At 56.8% G+C, this 16,655-nt stretch carries 15 protein-coding genes; 13 read left to right on the top strand and 2 right to left on the bottom strand.

Going from position 1 to position 16,655, the window contains the following annotated elements; translation table 11 throughout:
- Position 1 precedes the first annotated feature (1 nt).
- The 13 genes from IEN85_RS02930 to IEN85_RS24735 all read left to right on the top strand — a co-directional run bounded on the left by IEN85_RS02930 (position 2) and on the right by IEN85_RS24735 (position 14,533).
- Positions 2–1,249 carry a type II secretion system F family protein gene (locus tag IEN85_RS02930; RefSeq protein ID WP_191615572.1) on the top strand — a complete coding sequence of 416 codons (1,248 nt, stop codon included), beginning with the start codon at positions 2–4 and terminating at the stop codon, positions 1,247–1,249.
- Between the two features lie 79 nt (positions 1,250–1,328).
- Positions 1,329–2,582 (top strand): ABC transporter permease, encoded by a 1,254-nt coding sequence (locus IEN85_RS02925; RefSeq protein WP_224772424.1) that lies wholly within the window; start codon positions 1,329–1,331, stop codon positions 2,580–2,582.
- A gap of 8 nt (positions 2,583–2,590) precedes the next feature.
- A complete protein-coding gene (locus IEN85_RS02920; protein ID WP_318186573.1) occupies positions 2,591–3,277 on the top strand; it encodes an ABC transporter ATP-binding protein in 687 nt (228 codons plus the stop codon).
- A 382-nt stretch (positions 3,278–3,659) separates the two neighbouring features.
- Positions 3,660–4,316 carry a cytochrome c3 family protein gene (locus IEN85_RS02915; RefSeq protein WP_191615570.1) on the top strand — a complete coding sequence of 219 codons (657 nt, stop codon included), beginning with the start codon at positions 3,660–3,662 and terminating at the stop codon, positions 4,314–4,316.
- Positions 4,313–7,615, top strand: coding sequence for a TAT-variant-translocated molybdopterin oxidoreductase (locus IEN85_RS02910; protein WP_191615569.1), 3,303 nt, complete (start codon positions 4,313–4,315; stop codon positions 7,613–7,615). Before IEN85_RS02915 ends, IEN85_RS02910 begins: the two co-directional genes overlap by 4 nt.
- Entirely contained in the window at positions 7,615–9,030 is a 1,416-nt protein-coding gene (gene nrfD / locus IEN85_RS02905) for an NrfD/PsrC family molybdoenzyme membrane anchor subunit (RefSeq protein WP_191615568.1), read from the top strand. Before IEN85_RS02910 ends, nrfD begins: the two co-directional genes overlap by 1 nt.
- A 25-nt stretch (positions 9,031–9,055) precedes the next feature.
- The gene (locus IEN85_RS02900) at positions 9,056–9,586 is read left to right on the top strand and encodes a DUF3341 domain-containing protein (RefSeq protein ID WP_191615567.1); all 531 of its coding nucleotides are present in this window, start codon (positions 9,056–9,058) and stop codon (positions 9,584–9,586) included.
- A gap of 4 nt (positions 9,587–9,590) precedes the next feature.
- On the top strand, positions 9,591–10,205 hold the full coding sequence (locus IEN85_RS02895; protein ID WP_191615566.1) for a c-type cytochrome: 615 nt from the start codon (positions 9,591–9,593) through the stop codon (positions 10,203–10,205).
- On the top strand, positions 10,202–11,434 hold the full coding sequence (locus tag IEN85_RS02890; protein WP_191615565.1) for a hypothetical protein: 1,233 nt from the start codon (positions 10,202–10,204) through the stop codon (positions 11,432–11,434). Before IEN85_RS02895 ends, IEN85_RS02890 begins: the two co-directional genes overlap by 4 nt.
- Positions 11,435–11,444: 10 nt before the next feature.
- Entirely contained in the window at positions 11,445–11,729 is a 285-nt protein-coding gene (locus IEN85_RS02885) for a hypothetical protein (RefSeq protein WP_191615564.1), read from the top strand.
- A gap of 43 nt (positions 11,730–11,772) precedes the next feature.
- Positions 11,773–13,254, top strand: coding sequence for a cbb3-type cytochrome c oxidase subunit I (locus IEN85_RS02880; RefSeq protein ID WP_191615563.1), 1,482 nt, complete (start codon positions 11,773–11,775; stop codon positions 13,252–13,254).
- Positions 13,251–13,877 (top strand): cbb3-type cytochrome c oxidase subunit II, encoded by a 627-nt coding sequence (locus IEN85_RS02875; protein ID WP_191615562.1) that lies wholly within the window; start codon positions 13,251–13,253, stop codon positions 13,875–13,877. The genes IEN85_RS02880 and IEN85_RS02875 overlap by 4 nt, the downstream gene beginning before the upstream one ends.
- The gene (locus IEN85_RS24735; RefSeq protein ID WP_309026279.1) at positions 13,877–14,533 is read left to right on the top strand and encodes a c-type cytochrome; all 657 of its coding nucleotides are present in this window, start codon (positions 13,877–13,879) and stop codon (positions 14,531–14,533) included. The genes IEN85_RS02875 and IEN85_RS24735 overlap by 1 nt, the downstream gene beginning before the upstream one ends.
- A 111-nt stretch (positions 14,534–14,644) precedes the next feature.
- Here the strand turns inward: IEN85_RS24735 and proC are convergent, their stop codons facing one another.
- Both proC and IEN85_RS02860 read right to left on the bottom strand, forming a co-directional pair.
- The gene (proC, locus tag IEN85_RS02865) at positions 14,645–15,448 is read right to left on the bottom strand and encodes a pyrroline-5-carboxylate reductase (RefSeq protein WP_191615561.1); all 804 of its coding nucleotides are present in this window, start codon (positions 15,446–15,448) and stop codon (positions 14,645–14,647) included.
- Between the two features lie 51 nt (positions 15,449–15,499).
- Positions 15,500–16,636, bottom strand: a complete 1,137-nt coding sequence (locus IEN85_RS02860; RefSeq protein WP_191615560.1) for a hybrid sensor histidine kinase/response regulator — start codon at positions 16,634–16,636, stop codon at positions 15,500–15,502.
- Positions 16,637–16,655: the final 19 nt, after the last annotated feature.

Genomic DNA, 16,655 nt, shown 5'->3' with positions numbered 1-16,655 from the left:
CGTGCCGATTTTCAAATACAGTGCTAGGGATGCTTCGGGCGCCTCGACGAGAGGCGAGATTGAGGCTGTATCGCGCAAAGTCGCGGTTCGGAAGTTGAGCGCTCAGCAGCTTCGCCCCATCTCGGTAACCGAGAGCGGGGGAAAGGCTGGAAAGTCTCGAAAAGGAGAGGGGTTCAGCTGGGCTTCCCTGACGCGTTCAGGAGCTTCGGGCAGGTTGGACAATAAGGTGACGCTGCCGTTCTTGTCGGCGTTGAAGGAGCTGCTGGCGTGCGGCGTGCAGGCGGGCGATGCCTTGCAGTTGATGAGTGCTCGCTTGAATGACGCGTCGCAGAAGCGTTTGGCTACGGTGCTGTGGGATGACGTGAGGCAAGGCCGCTCCTTGTCGGAGGCCTGCCGTAAGCAGCCTGAAGTTTTCGACGACAGCATGGTGAGCTTGATCGAAGCGGGTGAGGCGACGGGCAATCTCAATAACGTGCTTGGGCGCCTCGTAGCGAACCTGGAAGAGACCAAGGCGATAAAGAGCAAGTTGAGCGCGGCGATGGCTTATCCCTCGCTCCTGATGTGTGTGGCCTGCGGCTTGGTGCTGTTGTTCCTGTTCGTTCTGCTCCCGCAAATCGAGGGCTTGCTGGCTTCGCTGGGCGGCGATTTGCCCTTGTCGACCAAGGTGCTCATCGGGATGGCGGACTTTGCTCTCGGCTATGGGTGGCTGGTGGTGATTGCCGTGATATTCGGCGTAGCGGCTGTATTGTCTTGGCGAAAGACCAAGGCGGGAAGGCTGCGTTTCGACGAGTTTATTCTCGGGTTGCCGGTGCTTGGACGTTTCTTGAGGGATGTGCAAATATTGCGCATGGTGCAGGTGCTCTCGCTCTTGTTGGAAAACGGAATCACTATGGTGCAGTCGCTGCAGATGTCGGAGCGCTCGCTCACGAACCACGCCATGAGAAAGCGGTTCGTGGAGGCTCGTGGCAAGGTAACCGAAGGTTCGTCGCTCTCCGGCGCTTTCAAGGGGACAGGCTATCTTGACGGCATGGCTCTGGATATATTCACGGTGGGGGAGAACACCGGCAATGTGGTCCCGGGGCTCAAGCAGCTCTCGCGTCAGTATGGCGAGCGGGTGGACCAGGCGGTAAAGTCATTTATTGGCGTGGTTTCGATCGGCGTTTTGATCTTTGTCTTTCTCTTCGTGGGGCTGGTGGCTTTGGGCATCATTTCGGCGGTTTTCCAATTGAGTGGAAGCTTGTCGGGGTAGCTTTTTGCCAAAGCGTTTTTCGGCTCAAAGTTGTAGTTGAAGGCAGGGGATAAAGTCGCCTTGCTGGGCTTTTTCCCAGATGAGTCCCAATATTCAAATCGCGACCCGTTTTCTGTTGGCCAAGAAGCGTTCTATGCTGATGAGCCTTTGCGGCATCGCTTTCGGGGTTGGCTTCTTCATTGTGACGCAGGCTCAGCTGAGCGGTTTCGAGGAGTTTTTCATTCGCACGATTTTGGGCACGGACGGGGCTATCCGCGTGGAGGACAAGTTTCAGGCGACGCTGGCTCAGATGGAGGCGGCCTCCAGCAATCGGGCGGACTCGAAGTTTTTCGTGGCGGATCGCGGAAACCGTCGCTACGTCGAGGGCGTCGAGTATCCGGAAAAGATAGTCGACGCGCTGCGCACGATTCCGAACGTCGCGGCCACCTCTTCGGTCTTGAAGGGCCGCGTCGAAGTGCAAAGTCCGTTGCGCATGGAGTCGGCCCAAGTCTACGGGATCGAGCTGAACGACCATCTGGCAGTATCCGACTTGGAGGATCAGATTGTTTTTGGCGACATCGAGAGCTTTCGCAGTTCGCCGACGGGAATCTTGATCGGACGCAAGTTGTCGGATCGTCTGCAGGCGAGAGTAGGAGACTCTATTATAATAGAGTCCCGTGGAGAGCAGAGTCGCTACCGGGTGAGTGGGGTGTACGAGACCGGTGTCTCCGACATCGACCGGGTGCGGGTGTTCATGCATCTGGATCAAGCCCGCTCCTTGTTGCGTCGACCGCACGGCGTGTCATTTATCCAGGTCAGCGTTTTCGATCGGGATCGCGCTGAATACGACGCGATGGTGATTGAGAGCTTGGTCCAGCATTCCGCGGCTCCGTGGCAGGACCGCGAAAAGGTGTGGCTCGACGTTTTCAAGGCCTTGCAGGTCTCGGCAGTGATTACGGTGTCGACCATCATTCTCATCTCCGGCCTCGGAATGTTTAACACTCTGGTGATGATCGTGATGGAAAAGACGCGGGAAATCGCGATCTTGCGATCCATGGGCTACAGCCGCACCGACATCTCGGCCATCTTCCTGTGGCAGGGAGGCATCGTTTTGTTTTTTGGGGTCCTGCTCGGCTTTGCGCTAGGGGCAGGCGTAACTTTTGGGGTGTCCCATTTGCCGCTGAGGGTACGGGGGATCTTCTCGACCGACAGCTATGTGGTGGAATGGTCGGGGATGCATTATTTCTGGGCTGCGTTGACCGCGGTGGTCATCGTGCTCTTTGCTAGTTTGGCTCCGGCGCGGCGAGCGGCCCGACTGGTGCCTGGCGACGTCATTCGGGGGACTGCTTCATGAGCGCCAGTGTGATCGATGCCCAAGTGGCGATGTCCTGCCAGGGCTTGCACAAGCATCTTGGGGAAGGGGAAACGCGGGTTCACGTCTTGAGGGGGGTCGACTTGGAGCTGCGTCGAGGCGAGATCGCTGCGGTGGTGGGACCTTCGGGATGCGGCAAGAGCACTCTCTTATACCTGCTTGGTTTGCTGGACCGCCAGGACCAGGGACAGATTTCAGTTTGTGGGGAGAATGTTCCCCTTGATCGGGACGGGGCGCATACCCGACTCCGTTGCGAGCATATTGGCTTCGTTTTCCAGTTTCACTTTCTCTTGCCCGAGTTTTCCGCGCTGGAAAACGTGATGATGCCGATGCGCAAGCTCGCCCGCCTGAACGAAGACGACATGCGGGCGCAGGCCAGAAGCCTGCTCGAACAGGTCGGCTTGGGGGGTAAAACGCAGCGTCGTCCGTCGCAGCTTTCGGGAGGCGAGCAGCAGCGGGTAGCTATTGCCCGGGCGCTTGCAAATCGGCCCAGTGTGTTGCTCGCCGACGAGCCGACGGGCAACTTGGACCTGAAAAATTCGATGATGGTCTTCGATCTGTTGACCCGTCTGGCCAGGGAGTATCAGCAGGCGGTGCTTATCGTGACCCACAATCCGGAGCTTGCCGCCCGCTGCGACCGCATTTTGCGCATGGAGGACGGGCTTTTCGTCGATTGATTTGCATGTGTGGGGCTCATGGCTATTAGAAGTACGATTAATAACCTATACGTCAGCTAATAACCCCTTGCACCGCCTCTAACGTCGCCAACATTTTATTTGCCTTTCAATTCGCGGCTCTTTCACTGCCGTTTCCTCTAAAGCCTAACCTTCTGCTCAGTGAGTTCCGAAAATTCCCGCAAATCGTTTCTACTTGCGATCGCTGCCGTCGTGGCTGGCGTCGTCGCATTGCCTAAGCTGCTAGCTCGTAGCAAGGAGAAGGGTAATCCTTCGAATGCCTCTGCCATCAAGCTGCGTCAGGATCCTCGATCGGTGAATCGAGAGGATTCGCGATTCGCCTAACTGCTCCTTCCCTGACAGGAACGGCTAACCTTTTACCGCTATGTCTAAAGTGTTTCCAAAGTGGTCGAACGCGTTGCCACTGAAGATCGTTGTTTTCGTCTTCGTCTTCGTGACTACGCTCCTCGCCGGCATCACCTATTATGTGACGCCGAAATACGTTCGGGTCGGCTACGAGCCAACTCAGCCGGTCCCTTACGACCACAGTTTCCACGTAGGCGAGCTCGGTCTCGACTGCCGTTACTGTCACGATGGGGTCGACAAGTCCGACGTTGCCAACATCCCTGCTGCGGACACTTGCATGAAGTGTCACAGCATGATCAAGACGGACAGCGAGTTGCTCGCCCCGATCCGGGAAAGCTATGCCACGGGCGAGCCGGTAGCTTGGAAGCGGGTTCATCAGGTTCCCGATTATGTCTACTTCAGCCACCAAGCTCACGTGACGCGCGGCGTTTCCTGCGTGGAATGTCATGGGCAGGTCAACGAGATGGAAGTCGTTTCGCATGCCGAGCCAATGAGCATGGGCTGGTGTCTCGACTGCCACCGCAATCCGGAAGAAGTCCTCCGTCCGGTCGACGAAGTATTCAACCTCGACTGGGTACATCCCGGCGGCAAGCAGGGCCAGATCAAGGACGGCCTCAAGTTTGTTGAAGAACGCAACATCACTCCTCCTCAAAGCTGCACAGGCTGCCATCGATGAAACGCGCACCTTATACACATCCTGAAACAGCGGAATTGTCTGGCCCGCGCTACTGGCGCAGCCTCGACGACCTGTCGCAATCTCCCGAATTCCTCGCTCAAGTCGAGCGCGAGTTCGGTCCCGAAGCCTCGGAAATGAACGAGGTGGACCGTCGCCACTTCTTCAAGATCATGGCGGCGTCCTTCGCAATCGGCGGTCTCGGCTTTGCCGGCTGTCGCCGCCCTGAGTCGCACATCCTCCCGCATTCGAAGATGCCCGAGCACCAGATTCCTGGTCAGGCTCTCTACTATGCGACCGGTTTCCCGCTGCGTGGCGAAACGCTTCCGCTTCTCATCGAGACGCACACCGGCCGTCCGACTAAGGTTGAAGGCAACGACGACCATCCCGGCTACAAGGGAGGCACGACTCGCAAGGCTCAAGCAGCCATCCTCGATCTCTACGATCCTGATCGCGCCACGGCCCACACCAAGGGTTCTGCCAAAATCAGCAACGCGGACGTCAATGACTTGCTCGCTTCCCTCAACAAGAAGTACGCATCGTCCAACGGCAAGGGTGTCGCGGTTCTCGCTGAAAGCTCTTCCTCTCCCACCCGCCTTCGCCTGAAGCAAGCCTTCCTCAAGGCCTTCCCGCAAGCGACTTGGGCTGAATACGACGCGATCGACGCGACCAACGCGGGCATCGCGGCCGCCAAGGTCACCGGCAACGCCTCTCTTCAGCCAAAGTATGACCTGTCCAAGGCTTCCCGCATCCTCGCGGTTGACGCCGACTTCCTAGACGAAGAGCAGGGGGCGGTGCAGTTCTCCAAGCAGTTCGCCGACGGACGTCGCGTTCGCTCCAGCAAGGACGAGATGAATCGTCTTTACTCGGTGGAGAGCAACTTCTCGCTCACCGGCGCCATGGCCGACCACCGCAAGCGACTTGCGTCGAGCCAGATGGTTTCTTTCCTTGCGGCGATCGCTCTTGAACTCGACCTCGGCGTCGAGGGCAACGCTCTCAAGTCCGTTCTCTCTCCGCTCGCAGACAAGCTCGAGGCTGGGACCAAGGAATGGGCGGTCAAGTGCGCGGCAGACCTCAAGAACCACAAGGGCGAAAGCCTCGTCTTCGTTGGGCAGCACCTCTCTCCGGAAGCTCACGCTCTGGGACTTTTGGTCAATGAGAAGCTCGGCAACCTGAAGAAGACCGTTTCTTTGGTCTCCGTCGATAACGGCAAGACCGCTACCATTCAGGATCTCGCTTCCAGCATCGAAGCCGGTTCTGTCAACTCGCTCGTTATCCTCGGTGGCAACCCTGTCTACAATGCTCCAGCCGGTATCGATTTCGCCGGGTTGTTGGGCAAGGTAGAGGAGGTCGTTCGCCTCGGTTACTATGCCGACGAAACGTCCGAAGCGTCCACTTACCACATCACTCAAGCTCATTTCCTAGAAGCTTGGGGCGATGGTCGCACATACGGCGGCGACGTGGTGGCTCAGCAGCCGATGATTCTTCCGCTCTTCGATGGTGTATCCGAAATCGAAGTACTGGCTCGCCTCGTAGGCGAGGCGAATGCCGACGGCTACAGTCTCGTTTACGCTACCTTCCAGTCCGCTAACGGGACCCCTGGCAAGCGTGCATTCGAAGCCTTCCTCAATGAAGGGTTCAAGTCTGGCGGTTACAAAACTGCTAACAGTAACGTTTCAGGACTGGAGCTCGCCGACCTGCTCAAGGGCTTCACGGCTCCTGAGGCTCCCAAGGACAAGAACAGCCTCGAAGTCCGTTTCCTCAACGACGCTTCGGTGGACGACGGTCGTTTCGCCAACAATGGTTGGTTGCAGGAATGTCCAGACCCCATGACCAAGCTTACTTGGGACAACGCTATCATCGTTAGCCCGAAGTTGGCCAAGGATCTCGACATCATCGCCCCGGATTCCATGAATCAGGTCGCTCGCAAGAATCCGAACAAGGTTCGCGACGGTCGCCAGTTCGCTTCGGTCGCCACCATCTCGGTCGACGGCCGCGAGATCACGGGAGCCATTCACATTCAGCCAGGCCTCGACAACTACACCGTTGTATTGCCGCTTGGATACGGCCGTACAAAGACCGGCCGCGTGGGAACAGGCTCCGGGTTCAGCGCTTACGCCATCCGTTCCGCTGCCGCTTTCGTTTCCAACGCCACGCTCGCTCTTACCGGTGCAGAGTACCAGCTCGCGGAAACGCAGGAGCACTGGTCGATGGAAGGCCGCGCGATCGTTCGCGAGTCCAATCTCGACGACTACGCAGCGGACAAGAACTTCGTATCCAAGATGGGCATGGAATCCCATTCTCCAGCGATTTACGCAGGGGCGGAGGATATGTCGACGCAGGAGAAGATCACCGACACTCCTCGCGGTGGTTCGATGTACGAGCATCCAGATCTCACCGGTATTCACCAGTGGGGGATGAGCATCGATCTGAACGTGTGCACAGGCTGTAACTCCTGCGTAATTGCGTGTCAGAGCGAAAACAACATTCCTATCGTAGGTCGCGACCAAGTGCGTCGCGGACGCGAAATGCACTGGATCCGCCTCGACCGTTACTTCTCCTCTGGAGCCAAGGACAATACCGAGATCCCAGAGGATCCGCAGGTTTCTCTCCAGCCAATCGCCTGTATGCAGTGTGAGACTGCTCCTTGTGAGACGGTTTGCCCAGTTAATGCGACGGTTCACGACGAAGAAGGTCTCAACGCCATGGCGTACAACCGCTGTATCGGTACCCGCTACTGCGCGAACAACTGTCCTTACAAGGTTCGCCGCTTCAACTTCTTCGATTACCAGCAGCGCGAGCTGGACAAGCTTTACCTGGGGCCGCTCGCTCCTAAGGGAATGCCCGAGCTTGTGCAGATGGCGCAGAATCCAGACGTATCCGTGCGCATGCGCGGCGTGATGGAAAAGTGTACTTTCTGCGTACAGCGTATCAACCAAGCTAAGATCGCCCAACAGGCCAAGGCTGGCGACAGCGATGACGTCCGCGTTCGCGACGGTGCCATCAAGGTTGCCTGCGAGCAAGCTTGTCCGACTGATGCCATCGTATTTGGTGACTTGAAGGACGCGAACAGCCGCGTTTCGCAACTGCGCGAAAACGAGCGTACGTATTCGCTCCTCGGTTACTTGAACACGCGACCACGCACCACGTTCATGGCTCGCATCCGCAATCCGAATCCAGAGATGCCGGATTACCACGACATGCCTCTCTCCAAGAAGGAGTACAAGGCGAAGGCGCCGAAGGCGAGTGTTTCACACGATTCCCATGACTCCCATTCTGACAGCGAAGGAGGACACCACTAATGTCTAGCTCACATTCTCATGAAGTGAGACCTGCGATTCTCGACGAGGTGAATCCGGTCGATATCCCGCGCCCCGCGTGCGTGGATAATAACCGTTCCTTCAATTGGATCACCGAGAAGATTTGCGGTATCATCGAAGAGAAGACGCCTACCTGGTGGTGGGTGTGCTTCATCATCGCTTGCGCCACAGCGAGCTTCACCTTTATCGGTTTGGCGTATCTTACAGTGACCGGTGTCGGTGTTTGGGGTCTGGCCAATCCAGTCAACTGGGGTTGGGCGATCGTCAACTTCGTATTCTGGATCGGTATCGGCCACGCGGGTACGCTGATCTCGGCGATCCTCTGTCTGCTCAGGCAGAAGTGGCGTACCTCGATCAACCGCGCTGCGGAAGCGATGACGATCTTCGCTGTGGTTTGCGCGGGCTTGTTCCCTGTCTTCCACGTGGGTCGTGTTTGGTTCGCCCTCTATCCTGGCTACCTCTTCCCATTCCCGAACGCGAACGCCATCTGGCCAAACTTCCGTTCGGCGCTCTTGTGGGACGTATTCGCGGTATCCACTTACGGTACGGTTTCTGTGCTCTTCTGGTACATCGGCTTGATCCCTGACTTCGCGACTGTCCGCGACCGGGCCAAGACCAAGTTCCGCAAGATCGCCTACGGCATCGTAGCCATGGGCTGGCGTGGATCCAACCGCCACTGGAGCAACTACGAAATGCTCTACCTCATCCTGGCCGGTCTCTCTACTCCGCTGGTACTCTCGGTTCACACCATCGTATCCTTCGACTTCGCGATCTCCTTGGTTCCTGGCTGGCATACCACCATCTTCCCGCCGTACTTCGTTGCGGGCGCGATCTTCTCGGGCTTCGGCATGGTGATCACCTTGATGTTGCCGCTGCGTGCCATCTACGGCCTGCAGGACCTCATCACCCAGTACCACATCGACTGTATGACCAAGATCATCTTGGCCACGGGTACGATGGTTGGTTACGCCTACGGAATGGAGTTCTTCATTGCTGCTTACGGCGCGAATGAGTTCGAAATCTTCGCTTTCGTGAACCGTGCTTTCGGCAACTACGCTTGGGCGTACTGGATCATGATTTCCTGTAACGTTATCTCTCCACAGTTTTTCTGGTTCAAAAGCATCCGCGAGAACACGACGCTGGTTTGGGTTATCTCCCTTTTCGTCAACGTCGGGATGTGGTTCGAGCGTTTCGTTATCACCGTGACTTCCTTGTCCCGCGACTTCCTGCCTTCCAGCTGGGGCTACTACAGCCCGACGGTCGTGGACATCTTCACTTACCTTGGAACCTTCGGCCTCTTCTCTGTGCTGTTCCTGCTCTTCCTTCGCTTCGTGCCGCTCATGGCCATGGCGGAAATCAAGGCAGTCACTCCACAGGCTGATCCCCACCACCACTAATCTCTAAACGTCGACTCCTCTAAAAATGGCGGACAAATTTGGAATACTCGCTAAGTTCGACACCCCGGCTGACATCATGCATGCAGCGGAAAAGGTGAGGGACGCAGGCTTCAAGCGTTGGGACGTGATCACTCCGTTCCCGATCCACGGCATGGATGGAGCCATGGGCCTCAAGCGCTCATGGGTACCACGCTTTACGATCGTGGGCGGCACCACCGGTTTCATCACCGGTATGAGCATGATCTTCTATACCAACGCGTTTGACTACAAGATCTTGATCGGCGGCAAGCCGCTCTTCAGCCCGTTCTTCGCCTTCCCGGTGTCCTACGAGCTTACCATTCTCTTCTCAGCCTTTGCTTCGATCATTGGCATGTTCATCCTCAACAAGCTGCCGATGCATTACCATTCGGCGCTCAAGGCCGACAAGGTGGCGGAAATGTCCGACGACAAGTTCTTCCTCTACATCGAGTCCGAAGATCCACAGTTCGACGACGCCAAGACGCGCACCTTCATCGAAGGTCTGCATCCGGTCGAAGTATCCGACATGGAGAAATAACGAGATGCGCTACGTATACCTGATATTTGCATTCGTCGTGATCGCGGCGATTAGCGTGCTCGGTTTCCGAGGCACAACGACAACAAAGCGTCCGCTCGAGATCTTCGACGACATGGATCACATGCCGAAGTACCATCCGCAGGCGGAAAGCGCTTTCTTCGCGGATGGCCGTACTGACCGTTTGCCGGTTCCTGGTACGGTTGCTCGCGGCACTTTCGAGCCAGATGCCTACAAGGCGACTGGCAAAAAGGGTGAGGCTTACGGCAATGGTTTTCCGATCGAGGTGAACCAAGCCGCCATGGAGCGCGGCGAGGAACGCTACCAAATCTACTGCACCCCTTGTCATGGGGCTGCAGGTGACGGCAATGGCCGCACGGCGGCTTTCGGCATGACGGCGATCGCGAATTTGACGGCCGCTCCCTACACGGACATGGCCGACGGCGAGATCTTCCATTACATCGGTCATGGAAGCCGCAGCGGTCGCATGTACGGATACAAGGAAAAGCTTTCGGTCGAAGACCGTTGGAACGTCGTTCTCTACGTCCGCGCCCTGCAGCGCGCCGCGAACGGCTCCGCCAAAGATTTAACTCCTGCTAGCAAGGAGGAACTAGGACTATGAGTGCAGAACGCGACGCTTCGCTTCCGAACCCAACTAAGTGGCTAATGATCGGGGCCGTGGGCCTGATCGTCTCGCTGATCGGCATGTTTGTCGACACGCGGATGGCCTCCTTCTGCTACCTGATCGGTATGATCTTCACGACGTCGATCACCATCGGAATGCTTTTCTTGGTGATGATTCACCATATTTTCGACGCCTACTGGTCTACGGTGATCCGTCGCCAGGCTGAGAACTTCCTCGCCGCCCTTCCTTGGATGGCGGTGCTCTTCATCCCGCTCTTCGCAATCACCTACCTCAAGGACCAGGGCACCATCTGGATCTGGATGAACGAGGACGCTGTCGTTCACGGCCACAAGGTTGCCGAGGATGTGCTCTACCAGAAGAAGACCTGGTGGTTGAACGAGTTCGGGCCGTTTGGCTTCTGGGCGCGTACCATCATTTCCTTTGGCGCCTGGATCTACTTCGCCCGCACCTTCCGTCGCAATTCCTTCTCCCAGGACAGCGACGGCTCTGCAGAGCACACCTTCTCCAGCCGTAAGCATGCAGCGGGAGGTTTGGTCGTGGTCGCTCTGACGTGGTCGATGGCCGGTTTCGACTGGATCATGTCGCTTGAATACCACTGGTTCTCCACCATGTTCGGCGTTTGGTTCTTCGCCAATTCCATGCGAGCAGCCCTCGCGGTGCTTGTCTTGGTCGCTGCTTTCCTCGTCGCGAAGGGCCCCCTCAAGGGGATCTTTAACACGAAGCACTTGCACGACTTGAGCACTCTCTGCTTCGCGTTCACCGTTTTCTGGGCTTACATCAGTTTCTCCCAGTACTTCCTGATCTGGAACGGTAACATTCCGGAAGAAACGTTTTGGTACAACTTCCGCGAGGAGGGCATGTGGTACGGCGTATCCATGTTCCTGATCTTCGGTCATTTCCTCTTCCCGTTCCTGTTCATGCTGCAATTCCCGCTGAAGACGAAATTTCCGGCGATGGTATTCATGGCGTGCTGGATTCTCTTCATGCAGCTTTTCGACGTTATCTTCAACGTTCTCCCAGCTCTCAAGGATCATCACCATCCGGTAGACTTCATCCACCATCCACTGGGACTCCTGTGGTTGGCGGCTGCTCTGCTGGGAGGTGCCGGGGTCCTGCTTTGGGCTTTCTGGACCAGCTTCCACAAGGTTAAGATCATCCCAATCCGCGACCCTCGCATTGGGGAGTGCCTGAACCACAACCACTAGTTTTTTGCAAATGACTGCTCAAGCGCACACACCATCGCGTAGCTCGTTCCCGGTCGTCGTCGCCATCATCGGCTTGTTCCTGCTTTTCTGGTTCCTCACCAGCAAGGTTTATGTCGACTCGACCGAGACGCCGGAAGTTTCGAAGTTCACCGTGCCAGACACCACGCTCGCAGAGCACAACGGAGCGGCTGAGTCCCTTCTTTCAACGACAAAGGTAACCGACCCGACAAGCGGGAAGGTTCGCCTCTCCATCGAACGAGCAAAGGAACTCGTGATCGCCGAAAACGCCAAGTAGGCGACGCTCGCAAGAGGGTGTTTTCGCAATCCCGAACTTAGCTATGAATTTGATCTGCAACCTCTTTTCATCGATCTTTCCAAGTCTGGAAGGCGATGGATCGCAGCGCGAAAGGGAACAGACGATCGACTCCTCCATGCGCTTCGCGGTGCTGGGATTGATCAAGGGCTCAGTTTTCTGGCTGCTCGTCGCGTCCTTGCTCGGACTGATCGTCTCGGTCAAGCTGCACTCTCCGACTTACTTGGCGGAATACGGCTGGCTGACCTACGGCAAGGCTTACCCCGCGTTTTGGAACGCCTTGGTATATGGGTGGCTTTTCAACGCAGGCCTCGCTTGCGTCGCATGGATCATCGCTCGTTTGGGCGGCCGTCCCAGCGGCAACAGCGCGGTGCTGGCCATCTCGACGGGCGCTTGGAACCTCGCGGTTATCATCGGCCTATTCGGAATTTTCAAGGGAGACCAAAATCCTTACCGCATGCTGGAATTTCCGACTTACGCGGCGCCGTTTCTTTTCGCTGCATTCATCGGACTAGGCATTTGGATTTTGTTGGCGTTCAAGGCTCGCGCCTACCGTTCATCCTTCGCTTCCCAATGGTATGCCTTGGCGGGGGTGTTCTGCTTCGTTTGGATTTACACCGTCGCCCAGGTGATGATCTTTTGCATGCCTGCCCAAGGCGTTTTCCAAAGCGTCATTGCTGCTTGGTTCGGTGGCAACCTCCTCGGTTTGGTTGTCGCGCCTTTCGCCTTCGCGACGATCTATTACCTCATCCCGAAGGCTCTCGGTCAGCACATCGTAGGCTATCGTCAGTCGGGTATCGCATTTTGGAGCTGGATTCTGTTTTCCAGTGCCGCAGGTCTTGCTTCTCTGGTGAACGGACCGTTCCCAGCGTGGATTGCCTCCGTTGGGGTGGTGGCAAGCTTCGGGTTGTTCCTTCCGCTCTCGGTCTTCACCATGCAGTTCCTCTCGAGCTTGTTCTCCAGTTTCTCGAAAATATGGGACACGCTTTCGGTACGTTACGTTTTCTACGCGGTCGTGGCCTTCATCGTCGCAACGGTTCTCACTATCTTGGGAGCTTTGCGTGAAGTTCAGGAAATGACGCAGTTCAGCCAATACAACGATGGGGTTCGCTACTTGTTCTTGGTTGGTTTTGCGGGCATGGCCTTCACGGGTATGGTTTACTACATACTCCCGCGCCTTCTGAACAAGGAACTGCCGAACCCGTCTTTGGCGGACCTTCAATTTTGGGTTCAGGGCCTCGGTATCTTCCTGGTTACGGTCAGCCTCGTTTACGGAGGTTGGGCCCATGGAGCGCTGCTCAACGGAAGCGACGCGGATACGATCGCAATTCTCAAGAGCACCGACACTTACCTCTTCCTCACGACGATCGGTTCAGTGATGTTTGCCATTGGCAACTTCGCTTACGCTGTATCTTTCGTTTGGATACTTCTCTCTCCTCGTACTGAAAAGGAGCAATCAGCTGACTTGATCGAGCCAGCTCCTGAACTCGAGTACACTCACTCATGAACAGAGGTCCTTTCATTTTCATTGGTGTGCTGATCATTGTCTCGCTCTCTTGGGCGGTGACGCTGGTTAAGCCTATTCAAGAGGGCGGCAATCTATCTCCAATCGGCAAGGGCGCGGATCGCGTGCCTACTTTGGTCGAGGGGTTGGCTTTGCGCGGACGCGAGGTCTACCAAGAACAGGGATGCGTGAACTGTCATACACAGCAAACAATCGCAGTAACGGGTACGGACATCGAAAGAGGTTGGGGCGATCGCCAATCCATGCCTCTCGACTACATCGACCAAAGCCCCGTATTCACTGGCTACAATCGCGTTGGCCCTGACCTCGCAAACGTCGGAACCCGTCGCACGGAGGCAGGTTGGCACTACCTTCATTTCTACAATCCGGAAATCACATCTCCAGGAAGCAACATGCCGCCTTTCGCGTTCCTCTTCGAGAAGCGAAAGATAGTTGGAGAAGCTTCCAACCGAGCTCTCGATCTTCCAGAAGGGTTCCGCGTGGAGGAAGGTTACGAAATCGTGCCCTCGGCCGATGCCGACGCGCTGGTGGCCTACATGCTTGCGCTCAGCCAAGCCTACGAAATTGAAGAGGCGCCCACGCCTGAAAAGCTCGCCTACAAGTGATGCAAGACGATCAAGAACAACCACATTTGCCAGGAGTCGACGCTAGCAAGGCGAGCGACGAGAGCGTTTTGCGGGTGCATGCCCAGCTTCGTCGCAAGCGAATCGAAGGGTCGCCGGTTGCCTTTTTTACAGCCGCTGCCCTGATCATCGTTTTCGTTTTCGCTTGGTTCTATCAACGCCGCTACTTCGCGGAGTACGACTCAACGAGCGTACTTGCAGATCGCCAGCACATCGCCGCGATGGAGGCTTACAAAAACCGCCCCAAGGAGCCAGAAGGTCCGATCGTCTACGACGGTTCCAAGATTTACGCCCAGCAATGCGTGGCGTGCCACCAAGGTCAGGGCCAAGGCTTGCCAGGAGCTTTCCCGCCGCTTGCCGGCTCGGAGTGGGTTACCGGAGCTCCGGAGATCTCGATCAAGGTTTTGCTCCATGGCCTAGGCGGAGAGATCCAAGTCAAGGGCAACACCTACAACGGGGCGATGCCAGCGTTTGGGGCAGTGCTCAACGATGCTGAAATCGCAGCCGTCATCTCTCATATCCGCGGATCTTGGGACAATGGCGCGGGCGAAGTCACCGAAGAGCAGGTCGCTACGATCCGTGCTGATATCGGTTCGAGGGGCGCATGGACAGCCGCCGAGCTGGCTGAGTACTTCTAAACGATCGCAGCTTAGAAACTTTTAAGGCCGTCCATGAAGCATGGGCGGCCTTTTTCTTTGCTGGCAGCCGCGCTCGTTTTGCGAGACTGCCGAAGCGTTTGCACTATTCGTTTACTTGCTCTGGGAGAGTTCGATGGAGCGGTCCACCGCATCTTGCATCGATTGGTCGATGATCTTGGGAAATCCTTGGCGGTCCAAGCTGGTGAGCAAGGCGTGGGTGACGCCATTTGGCGAAACCACTTCGTCGATCAGGTCCTTGGGGTCGCGTTTGCTGGCTTTCATAAGCTCGAGGGAGCCGATTCCGGTTTCGGCGGCTAGCTTGAGGGCAAGGTCTTTGTCGAGCCCGCGAGCGTCAGCCGCTTCACTGATGAGTTGGCCGATGCGGAAGTAGAAAGCTGGGCCGCAGCCGTTGATAACGGTCGCGACGTGTAATTGGTCTTCGGCTACTTCATAGGCAGTCCCGAGAGATGCGAGAAGTTCGTTGACCTCCGCTTGCTGTGAATCGCTGGGCGTTTGCTCGAAGCAATAGGTCGATACGCCCTTGCCGATCTGGGACGGCGTATTTGGCATGACGCGCACGAGGTTGGAGGCCTCTGGGAAAACAGCCTTCATGGAGGCGAGCGTGCGTCCTGCCAGGACGGATACCACAAGCTTCCCGGTGGCGGCTTTTGCTTCCTCGTCGGTAATGGTCTCCAGATGCTGGGGCTTGAATGCGAGCACGACGACGTCTGACTGCTCGATAAGCTCCTTCTTGCTGGCGGCAATCCGCGCTCCGGTTTGCTCGGCCATGATGGCAGAGCCTTTTCCTGAGGCGCTGATGCACTGGAGGGCGTCTGCTTTGCAGACTCCCTTTGCGACCAATCCGTTAGCGATGGCACGGCCCATGTTGCCGGCTCCGATGAATCCGATTTTCATAGTTGGGTCCTCCTTGGGAGGTCAGGGAAGGGAGCTGGCCAAACGATAGGGCTAGCTCTCTTCTCGGTTTATAGGGTGGGTGAACTTTGCAGTTACGCCTTGTCCGTCGTCGTTTGGCAAGATGCTAATCTCGCCGCCGAGGGTACGGATTGCGTGGCGGGCCACGGTGAGGCCCATGCCTACACCCACTGTGTTCTTGGTGCTGATGAAAGGCTCGAACATGTTCTCCTCGACCTCTGGGTCGATGCCTCTTCCTTGGTCGATGATGGAGAATTCGATTTCTTGTTCGTCTTGGGTGACGACTAAGTTGATAGGGCGCTCGCCGGTGAAGTCCGGGCCGTAGCTTTCCCAAGCGTTGATGACGAGTTTCGACAGGGCGTCTTCGAAGGCTTCGATATTGGTCTTGATGAAGACCTCGCCTACTTGGTTTTGCACTTCGACGTCGTAATCGCGGTTGCTGTCTTCCTGGGCGCGACGGAGGCTGCCGGATATGAGGCGCTCGAGTCCCATCTCGTGCAAGGGAAGCCGCGTAGTGAAGGCGACGGTGCTGAGCTGCTTGATGATACCGACGATGCGGTTGGAGGCGGATTCGACGCGAGCGATATTCTTGAGGACCTTGTCCGGGTCCTTGTAGTTGACCTTCGCTAGCTCGAGGTAGCCCATTACCACGCCGAGCAAGTTATTCAAGTTGTGGGCGATACCTTGGGTGAGGGCGCCGATGGCGGCGGAGCGACGGGATTCGCCGAGACGACGCGTCAGCTCCACGTTTGCCTTGTTGATCGCGAGATAGCTCAACTGCGTGCGAACACGGGCGATCGTCTCGTCCAAGTCGATGGGCTTGGTGATGTAGTCGACAGCTCCTGCTTCCAGTCCCTCGAGCTTGCCCTTTTTGGAATTGTGGGCGGTTACGAAAATGACGGGGATGGCCTTGGTACGCTTGTCTTCGCGCAGCTTAGCGCAGACTGCGAATCCATCCATGCCCGGCATCATGACATCGAGAAGGATGAGATCGGGCCTTTCCTCCTTTGCGACCTCCAAGCAGGCCTCCCCATTTGTCGCAGTGAGCACCGTGATTCCGTCCCACTCCAGTTTGCGTTGCAGCAATTGGATGTTGATGGGCTCGTCGTCGACTACGAGGACTGTGCTCTTGGTTTTAGGAAGGTCTTGAGTAGGAGAAAGTTCGCTCATTCAGGAAGCGGTAAGGCGT

The sequence above is a fragment of the Pelagicoccus enzymogenes genome, from assembly GCF_014803405.1.
In the GTDB taxonomy this organism is placed as follows: Bacteria; Verrucomicrobiota; Verrucomicrobiia; order Opitutales; family Opitutaceae; genus Pelagicoccus; species Pelagicoccus enzymogenes.
The sequence above is the reverse complement of the archived record's forward strand: the minus strand, read 5'-3'. Positions and strand labels throughout refer to the sequence as shown.